Below are 10,019 nucleotides of genomic sequence, written 5' to 3'. Positions count from 1 at the left end.
CGACTATGCCGCCTTGGAGCGGTGTCAATCGAGAAGAGGACTACAATATTGCTGAAGAGGAAAAAGAAGCAAAGAGTATTTTAGCTTATTATCGTCAGATTTTAACCTATAAAAAAATGCCGATTTTTACAGAAGGAACGTTTCACATGATGGAAACGAAAGAGAGCCTATACAGTTATGAAAGAGTGTTGGGCACCCAGCGGGCAATTGTGGTTTGTAATTTTTCAGACACGGAAGAACGGATGCAAGAAGATGGAATTATTGAAAAAGAATGGCAAGTTTTGATTCAAAATGAAGGTAACGACGTAGAAGGCAATTGTGTCACATTAGGACCATATGGAGCTGTAGTTTTATTAAAAGGTACTACTGACAATAGTAAAGACAAGAAATAAATGAACAGACTTGGGTGCTTGTTCTTTTTTGTTACCGTTAACATCTTATTTAATATTGTAAGTGCTTACCTATTTCAGTATCCTTAAATTAAGCACACTAAGATAGATAGGAGGCAGAACATGTCAGAAAAATGGTGGCAAGAAGCCATTGTATATCAAGTTTATCCGCGTAGTTTTCAAGATAGCAATGGTGATGGAGTAGGCGATCTTCGTGGCGTAATACAGCGTTTGGATTATCTTCAGTCATTAGGTGTTTCGGTAATATGGTTAAATCCTATTATGCAATCGATCCGCTTTTCGGAACAATAGAGGATGCAGAAGAATTGATAGAAAAAGCTCACCAATATGGATTAAAAGTGATATTTGATTTTGTATTAAACCACACATCAGATCAACATCCTTGGTTCCAAGAAGCGCTTAAAGGGCCAGACAATCCGTATCGTGATTATTACCTTTGGGCTGATGGTAAAACTGCTGGACAATTACCCAATAATTGGGCTTCTTTTTTTGGTGGAACAGTATGGGAAAAAGAGCCGGCTGGCAATCAGTATTATTTTCATTTGTTCGCTAAAGAAATGCCTGATTTGAACTGGAACAACCCTGAAGTGCAGTTAGCTATGTTGGATATCGCAACTTTTTGGATGGATAAAGGTGTTGATGGCTTTCGTTTAGATGCTTTTATTCATATGGATAAAGAAGCAGGTTACCCAGATGTACCCAATATAGTAGATGGTCAAATTGTTTTAGCAGAGGAATATTATGCGAACTTGCCTAAAGTAAATCATTATATGAACAACTTTGCACAAGCATTGCGCAAACAATACCCGGATGTTTTTTTAGTTGGGGAAGCGGCATCAGCCAATATTGATTTGGCCGTTAATTACTCGGATCCGCTGAATGAAGCATGTGATGCAGTAATAACCTTTCGTTATTTCTCAGAAGATGACACAAAGAAAGACGTACGCCTGCCTTTGACAATGCAGTCAGGAAAGTTGGACCTCAAAACTTTTAAAGCAACCATGAGCGAATGGCAAGATCGATTAGGAGAGTTTGGCGGACCAACGCTGTATTGGAATAATCATGATATGGCACGCGCGGTCTCGCGTTTTGGTGATGTGATTCATTATCGCGACAACAGCAGTAAGATGCTGGCTACATTGATGTACCTGCAAAAAGGAATTCCATTCATTTTAAATGGCGAAGAAATCGGCATGAAAAATTTAGAGATTCCGAAAATTGATAAATTTGAAGCACCAGAAGCAAAAGGTTTTTATGAAAAAGCATTAGCTCTCGGATATAGTAAGGAACATATTTTACGGGAATTAAATGCAACCAGTAAAGATGCTAGCCGTGGCGTAATGCAATGGGATGATACTATATTTGCTGGATTTTCAACTAACCCTCCATGGAGTGGTGTTAACCAAGAAGCCGATTATCATGTTGCAGCTCAAGAAGCAGATGAAAAGAGTATCTTAAATTATTACCGCAAGTTACTAAATTACAAACAAACACCTTTATTTACTAAAGGCAGCTTCAAATTAATCGAAACGAATGATCAGCTCTATTGCTACGAACGTATATTAGGGAAAAAAACAGCATTGGTCTGCTGTAATTTCACAGATCAGCCTGTTTTCTTTGAAGATGAACGTTTTACAGAAGAGAATTTTACCGTTCTGTTGACGAATGACTTCAATTCATTGGAAGGAAAACTAGGTAAATTAGGCCCCTATGGTGCAGCTGTTTTAGTGTTCGGAACCGATGAAGAAAATGAACCGCATGAAGAAAATCGAATCAGTGTATTTTAAACATAAAAAAACAGCCGATTAAATAACCGACTAAGAATGGAGAATGTCAGTAATGGAAACAGCAGCAATTTTTCACCGCCCAGATAGCGAATATGCTTATTTATATAAGGCAAACGAAATGCATATTCGGTTGCGTACAAAAAAAGGAGATGCCGCCCAAGTCAATATTATTAGCGGAGACCCTTATTTGCATGGTACTAAAAAATGGTATTTAGACCACGTTCCAATGAAATTAATTGCCAGTACAGATATTCATGATTACTGGATGATTGCTATAGGAGCTGAATTTAAAAGATTGTCATATGGGTTTCATGTCATCGGCACAGATAGTCTTGAAGTGTTTTATGGCGACAGAGGAATTTTTCCTTTTGAAGAAAAATATTTGGAAGAAGCCAATACTTTTTTCCGTATGCCATATTTTCAAGAGATTGATCGGTTTAAATCACCGGACTGGGTGAAAGAAACCGTTTGGTATCAGATTTTCCCAGAGCGTTTTGCTAATGGAGATACAAGCAACGACCCCGAAGGAACACTGCCATGGGGAAGTAAAGAGCATCCGACACGAGATGATTTCTACGGAGGAGACTTACAAGGCGTGATCGACCATTTAGATTATTTGGTGGATTTGGGAATCAATGGTATTTATTTCTGTCCGATCTTTAGAGCAACCTCTAATCATAAGTACGATACGACGGATTATTTTGAGATTGACCCTGATTTTGGCGATAAAGAAACATTTAAAAAGTTGGTTGATGAAGCACATAAACGTGGAATTCGAATTATGTTAGATGCTGTTTTCAATCATATGGGAATGTTTTCTTACCAATGGGAAGACGTAGTAGAAAATGAAGCAGATTCTAAATATGCCGATTGGTTCCATATTCATCAATTTCCTGTAAAATTAGATGAATCTTTAACCACAGAAGAATTAGAAAACGTTGGCCGGCTTCCTTACGATACGTTTGCTTTCACAGGACATATGCCCAAATTAAATACAGCTAACCCAGAAGTACAGGCCTATTTATTAGAGATTGCAGCATATTGGATACGAGAATTTGATATTGATGCTTGGCGTTTAGATGTGGCTAACGAAGTAGATCACCACTTCTGGAAACGGTTCTATCAAGTGACGACGGATCTAAAAGAAGATTTCTATATTTTGGGAGAAATTTGGCATTCTGCTCAAAGTTGGCTGCAAGGAGACGAATTCCATGCGGTAATGAATTATGCCTTTACAGAAACGATTGAAGACTACTTTATGAATAAAAAGCTTTCTGCCAGTAAGATGGTTGCTGGCTTAAACGAACAACTGATGCTTTATCGTCAACAAACTAACGAAGTGATGTTTAACGTACTAGATTCTCATGACACAGCCCGAATTTTAACGATCAGTAAAGGAAACAAAGACATCGTAAAGTCCAGCTTAGCCTTTACTTTTATGCAAAACGGCTCTCCTTGTATTTATTATGGAACAGAAATTGGAATGGACGGATTCGATGATCCAGATTGCCGTAAATGCATGATTTGGGACGAAAAGAAACAAGATCTTGAGATGTTGGCTTTCACAAAAGAGTTGATCACTTTTAGAAAAAATCACCAACAGAACTTGAGTTATGGAGAATTAAATTGGTTCGACGTTCGGGATAAAGAAGAAGTGATTGGTTTAAAACGAACGCTAGGGGAAGAAACAATAGTTGCTTATTTTAATCAAGGAGAACAGGATCTTGAATTAGCTTTAGACAGCAAACCAGAAATCATGCTAAACCACTTGTCATTTACCGATAATCAATTATTATCTGTCAAAAAAAATGGGTTTGTCATTTTCAAAGGGCAGTAATCAACTAGTTGCTTACTATCTATCGAAAAGCCGATTGCTTTCTCATGAGAGTGATCGGCTTTTTTTTGCATCCGAATGTATAATTTTTTTGATTTTGCTCTTTAGTGGAATCAGCTAGCTTACGATGCAACTAGTTAAATGTTTAGGTAGAGTTCCTCCAGCTTACAAAAATAAATTCTCCTTTCTTTTAATCCTTTCGATCGGACCTTTTCGGTGATTACCGAAAAGCACATCCTTAAAGCATCTCTCCGTAATTGATTTATCGTGACTTAAAGGCAAGTGTTTCCAATCGTTAGGTCACGTAAAGACATCTATCATGACTTAAGACCGCTACTGTTTCCTCATTAGGGCACGCAACAAGATTGACCTAATCAAAAACGCTACAGGAATGTTGCTAATCTAACTAAACAATTAAGAAATAGGCTTTTTCAGACAGAGTCGTCCAGCGGACAAAAGAAGCAAACAAAAGAATAGAAAAATCAGGAAAAAAGCTTTTCTGGTTAAGTAGAATAGGATAATTTTTTTGCATTCTATATTGAGTTGACTTAAGTTATCTCCGGGAAATGAAACTACTAAACATCGCTTTTCTTACGATAAAGGTACAGTCCTTTTTTGAAAGAGCGCTGAAGTAAGAAAGCTATAAGTGTAAACGGTTGCTGAAAATAGTTCTTTATTAGATAATAAAGGTATAGTTGAGTAGTATACTTTAAAAGGAGGCTTTCATTATGTCAAATAAACGGTGGAAGAAAATAGCGTTAGGGTTGGTATCTTTTAGTGCAGTATTATTAGCAGCTTGTGGAAGTGGAGAAAAGTCTGGAGATTCTTCAGCATCTGGAGGAGGTTCTGGAGAGTCAACTACACTGAAAGTAGATGTGGATCCAAGATATACAGATTATGTTAATGAAATTATTCCTGAATTCGAAAAAGAACATAATGTGAAAGTTAAGATAACAGAAAAAGATATGTTTGATTCAATTGAGGCTCTACCGCTTGACGGGCCAGCTGGAATTGGAACAGACGTACTGATTGCTCCCTACGACCGGATCGGTATTTTAGGGCAGCAGGGACATTTAGCAGAAGTTACACTGCCAGATGATGAACGCTATGAAGAAATGGATGAAAATCAAGTATTATCTGGAGATAAAATATATGGAGCCCCATTTGTGATTGAAACACTCGTACTGTTTTACAACAAAGATTTAGTTGATAAAGCACCAGCTACTTTTGAAGATTTAGAAGAGCTGTCAAAAGATGATCAATTTGCTTTTGAAAATGAAAAAGATAAAAATGTGGCGTTTTTAGCTAACTGGGTCACTCCTTATCATTACTTAGGTTTAATCACTGGCTATGGCGGTTATATTTTTGGCGACAATGGAACAGATACAACAGACATTGGTCTAAATACACCAGAAGCAGTTGAAGCAATCAATTATGCATCAGATTGGTACAAAAACATTTGGCCTAAAGGAGCACTAGATGTGACTAGTGCTGAGAATTTTATGAATGATCAATTTACTAGCGGAAAAACGGCAGCCGTTATCAATGGACCATGGGGAGCTGCAAGTTATAAAGAAGCCAATGTAAACTATGGAGTTGCGACCATTCCAACCTTGCCAAATGGGGAAAACTATCAACCATTTGCTGGAGGATCAGGATGGACGATCAGTAATTATTCCAAAAATAAAGAATTGGCTCAAGACTGGTTAGACTATGTCAATAATACAGAAAATTCTCAAAAGTTATATGAATTATCAGCTGAAATACCAGCAAACCAAGAAACAAGAATGGCTATTAGTAAAGGCGACGATGAATTAACAAATGCCGTGATCGAACAATATAATTCAGCGATGCCAATGCCGAATATCCCTGAAATGGAAGAAGTCTGGACAGGAACTGAAACAATGATTTTCGATGCAGCTTCTGGCAACAAAACAGCTAAAGAAGCAGCGGATGATGCGGTTAAATTGATCAAAGATAATATTGAACAAAAATACAGCACACAGTAAATAGTAATTTTTGGCAGAGATGCAGCTCATCTCTGCCAAAAATATACTCAATTAAAAATCAAGCGTTTCTTATATGATCCCTTACAAAAAAAGAAGGAAAAACTTGTTACCGCTAACAATGATAAAACCATTGCGAGAAAGCGTTTTATCGACGATAATAAGAATGTAAGCAAGACAGACAAGAAAAACAAAATAAGAGGGGGATATCAAGATGAAGAAAAACAATTGGAAAAAATACGCAGTAGGCTTAGTCTCTGCAAGTGCACTGCTATTAGCTGCTTGTGGTGGAGGAAGCGGGTCTGATTCAGCCTCATCAGATTCTAAAAATAAATCCAGCGATGGAGAGTTACATATATCAGTTGATGCAGGTTATGTTGACTATGTTAACGATATTAAAGATGCTTTTGAAAAAGAGCATGATGTGAAAATCAAAGTAACAGAAAGAGATATGTTCGAACAGTTGGAAGCACTGCCTTTAGACGGTCCGGCCGGCAATGCCCCAGATGTGATGATGTCTGCTTATGACCGTGTAGGGCCTCTAGGACAGCAAGGACATTTAGCAGAAGTGACTCTAGGCAATGAAGAACAATACGATGACACAGACAAAGCGCAAGTGACGATCGATGACAAAATATATGCAGAACCAGCTGTTATTGAAACCCTTGTTCTTTACTACAATAAAGATTTAGTAGATACACCACCTAAAACATTTGCTGATTTAGAAGCCTTATCAAAAGACAAAAAATATGATTTTGAAGGTGAAGCAGGTAAAAATACTGGTTTCTTAGCAAAATGGACTGATTTTTACTTCTCTTATGGTTTAGTTGCCGGCTATGGCGGATATGTCTTTGGCGATAATGGAACGGATCCGACAGATATCGGGTTAAATAATAAAGGTGCAGTTGAAGCCATCACATATGCAACAGACTGGTTTCAAAAGGTCTGGCCTCAAGGAATGAAAGACATTACGAGTTCGGATGCATTTATCACAGATCAATTCTTAGCTGGTAAAGTTGGCGCATTTATTGGTGGACCATGGCAAGCAGCTGCTTTGAAAGAAGCGGGCGTTAATTATGGTGTATCAACTATTCCTACTTTGGATAATGGCGAAGAGTATCAAGCATTTGGCGGCGGAAAAGGTTGGGTCGTCAGCAACTACTCTAAGAACAAAGATGTAGCACAAGAATGGCTAGATTATGTCACTACTACAGAAAATCAAAATAAATTCTACGATGATACAAATGAAATTCCTGCAAACCAAGAATCACGGATGTATGCAACGGATCAAAACGATGAGTTAACTTCTGCAGTTATTGGTCAATATAAAGAAGCACAACCAATGCCAAACATTCCTGAAATGGCTGAAGTTTGGACAGGCGCAGAAAACTTAATGTTTGACGCTGCCTCAGGTAATAAAACACCGAAAGAATCTGCAGACGATGCTACAAAATTAATTTCTGAATCAATTGAACAAAAGTACAATCACTAATTTTGGAGCAATAGAAATTCAGGTTATCGGCAGAGGATGTATGTATTCTCTGCCGATAACTATTAAGCGAAGAAAAGGGGGAGAAACAGATGTCTAAACAGGCGCGACCTCAGCAAGTAAAGAATGAAAAGAAAGCGATGATGTATTCCATTATCCCCGGAATGGGGCAATTTTATAATGAACAAAAATTTAAAGGTTTTGTATTTTTGGGCATCTTCTTATTATTTATTTTTGAAATGGTTATTTATGGTGCCAATGCAATTGGCGGTTTAATCAGTTTAGGAAGTACGCCAATCGAAGACCATTCATTGTTCATGATGATTGGTGGAACATTACAATTGATCATTACAGTTATCTTCTTAGCTTTTTATGCATTGAATATCTATGATGCTAAACAAACGGCTGTAAGATGGAACAACGATTTAAAAGTAAACACCACGGCAAAATCTATTTTGTACAATGTTTATGATCACGGGTTTCCTTACCTCTTGATCGTACCGGCTTATCTTATGATGGCTTTTACCATCATTTTTCCTGTTTTAGTTACTTTATTTATGGCTTTTACAAATTATGATTTTTATCATATCCCTCCGGCCAATTTAATTGATTGGATCGGATTTAAGAATTTTACCAATATTTTATTTTTAAGTTCTTATCGTGATGCTTTTTCTTCTGTCTTTAGTTGGACAGTGATTTGGACATTATGTGCAACTACTTTGCAAATCTCGCTGGGGATCTTAACAGCGGTCGTAACAAACCAATCCTTTATTAAAGGGAAACGTTTCTTTGGAGTTATTTTCTTATTGCCATGGGCTGTGCCAGCTTTTATTACGATCCTCTCTTTTTCAAATATATTTAATGACAGTATTGGGGCAATCAATACTCAAGTTATTCCATTGCTCAATCACTTACCGTTTATTGAGATTGGACAAATTGCTTGGAAAACTAAAGCAGTCTGGTCTAAAGTGGCCATTATTCTGATCCAAGGATGGCTTGGATTCCCTTATATCTATGTTATGACAACAAGTATTCTGCAGTCTATTCCAGAAGATTTATATGAAGCGGCAAAAATTGATGGTGCAAGTGCTATTCAACGGTTTAAAGAAATCACGTTACCGATGATTTTTATGGTAGCGGCACCGACTTTTATTACTCAATACACCGGTAATTTCAATAATTTCTCCATGATTTATCTTTTCAATAATGGTGGACCAGGAAGTGTTGGAGGCGGAGCAGGAGCAACGGATATCCTTATCTCTTGGATATACAAATTGACGACTGGAACATCTCCTCAATACTCGATGGCAGCTGCAATCACCTTAATTATTTCAATTTTGGTTATTACGGTTTCGTTATTGGTATTCCGTAAAACAAATGCTTTCAATATGGAGGACGTTTAAGATGAAAAATAAATTGAAATCTCAAAAAACTTCCAGATTCTTAAATCATTTTTTTACTTATGCCTTTATGATTGCACTTTCGATCATCATTATCTATCCATTGCTGATTACGGCAAGTTCAGCATTTAAATCTGGGAATATCACTGCTTTTTCCTTAGATTTTCATGCTGATTGGACATTGAATAACTTTAAACGCCTTTTTGGAGAAACACTATATGGCACCTGGTATAAGAATACCTTGATGGTAGCTGTTTCAACGATGATCGTTCAAGTAGCTTTAATTACCTTAGCTGGTTATGCCTATAGCCGCTATAACTTTATGGGCCGTAAAAAAAGTTTAATGTTTTTCTTGGTGATCCAAATGGTACCGACCATGGCTGCTTTAACGGCTTTTTATGTTATGGCTTTACTATTAGGCGCATTAGACCAATTTTGGTTCCTTTCTATGTTGTATATTGGCGGTGGAATACCTATGAACACGTGGTTGATGAAAGGTTATTTCGACACGGTTCCAAAAGAATTAGATGAATCTGCCAAATTAGACGGTGCAGGACATTTCCGGATTTTCTGGCAAATTATTTTACCGTTAGTTCGTCCAATGATTGCCGTTCAAGCACTATGGGCTTTTATGACACCTTTTGGCGACTATATGCTGGCTCGTTTTTTACTCAGAAGTCCAGAAAAAATAACAGTAGCTGTCGGATTGCAAACTTTTATCAATAATCCGCAGAATCAAAAAGTTTCGTTATTTGCTGCAGGAGCAATTTTAATTGCTGTACCGATCTCAGTCCTTTTCTTCATGTTGCAAAAGAATTTTGTGTCAGGATTAACGTCTGGAGGAACAAAGGGATAAGCTATGCTTGTGAATAACTAAATGAATAAAGAATAAAAAGCTGTCGCATCATGAGGCAGCTTTTGAAATACCAGGTTTTGAAATATTGAAAGAAAAGAAGTGAGCAAAATGAAAACAGATAAATTCCCACTGACCTATTTTAAAAATATTTGGACACCAAAGCGTTCTTTTAAAGGACGTCACCAATTAAACTGGTTTCAGCTGATTACCGTCTTGCTTTTTTTGACCAGTTTATTG

The 10,019-nt window shown here is 37.2% G+C and carries 7 protein-coding genes and 1 pseudogene; all 8 read left to right on the top strand.

Annotated features, from left to right (window positions below):
• A partial coding sequence (locus RT405_RS09305) for an alpha-glucosidase C-terminal domain-containing protein (protein WP_313469239.1) occupies positions 1–392 on the top strand: 392 nt, incomplete at its 5' end.
• Positions 393–512: 120 nt separating this feature from the next.
• A pseudogene (locus RT405_RS09300) lies at positions 513–1,558 on the top strand (alpha-amylase family glycosyl hydrolase); the annotation flags it as partial.
• On the top strand, positions 1,538–2,197 hold the full coding sequence (locus tag RT405_RS09295; protein ID WP_313469243.1) for an alpha-glucosidase C-terminal domain-containing protein: 660 nt from the start codon (positions 1,538–1,540) through the stop codon (positions 2,195–2,197). The pseudogene RT405_RS09300 and the gene RT405_RS09295, both read left to right, overlap by 21 nt.
• Positions 2,198–2,249: 52 nt before the next feature.
• Positions 2,250–4,034 (top strand): glycoside hydrolase family 13 protein, encoded by a 1,785-nt coding sequence (locus RT405_RS09290; protein ID WP_313469238.1) that lies wholly within the window; start codon positions 2,250–2,252, stop codon positions 4,032–4,034.
• Positions 4,035–4,759: 725 nt separating this feature from the next.
• The gene (locus RT405_RS09285; protein WP_313469236.1) at positions 4,760–6,040 is read left to right on the top strand and encodes an extracellular solute-binding protein; all 1,281 of its coding nucleotides are present in this window, start codon (positions 4,760–4,762) and stop codon (positions 6,038–6,040) included.
• A gap of 211 nt (positions 6,041–6,251) precedes the next feature.
• On the top strand, positions 6,252–7,529 hold the full coding sequence (locus RT405_RS09280; protein WP_313469235.1) for an extracellular solute-binding protein: 1,278 nt from the start codon (positions 6,252–6,254) through the stop codon (positions 7,527–7,529).
• 89 nt (positions 7,530–7,618) lie between these two features.
• Positions 7,619–8,929, top strand: coding sequence for an ABC transporter permease subunit (locus tag RT405_RS09275; protein WP_313469234.1), 1,311 nt, complete (start codon positions 7,619–7,621; stop codon positions 8,927–8,929).
• Between the two features lies 1 nt (position 8,930).
• Positions 8,931–9,782, top strand: a complete 852-nt coding sequence (locus RT405_RS09270) for a sugar ABC transporter permease (RefSeq protein ID WP_313469233.1) — start codon at positions 8,931–8,933, stop codon at positions 9,780–9,782.
• The last annotated feature ends 237 nt before the right edge of the window (positions 9,783–10,019 follow it).

Origin of the sequence: Carnobacterium sp., assembly GCF_032094055.1 — a bacterium.
GTDB lineage: Bacteria > Bacillota > Bacilli > Lactobacillales > Carnobacteriaceae > Carnobacterium_A.
The sequence above is the reverse complement of the archived record's forward strand: the minus strand, read 5'-3'. Positions and strand labels throughout refer to the sequence as shown.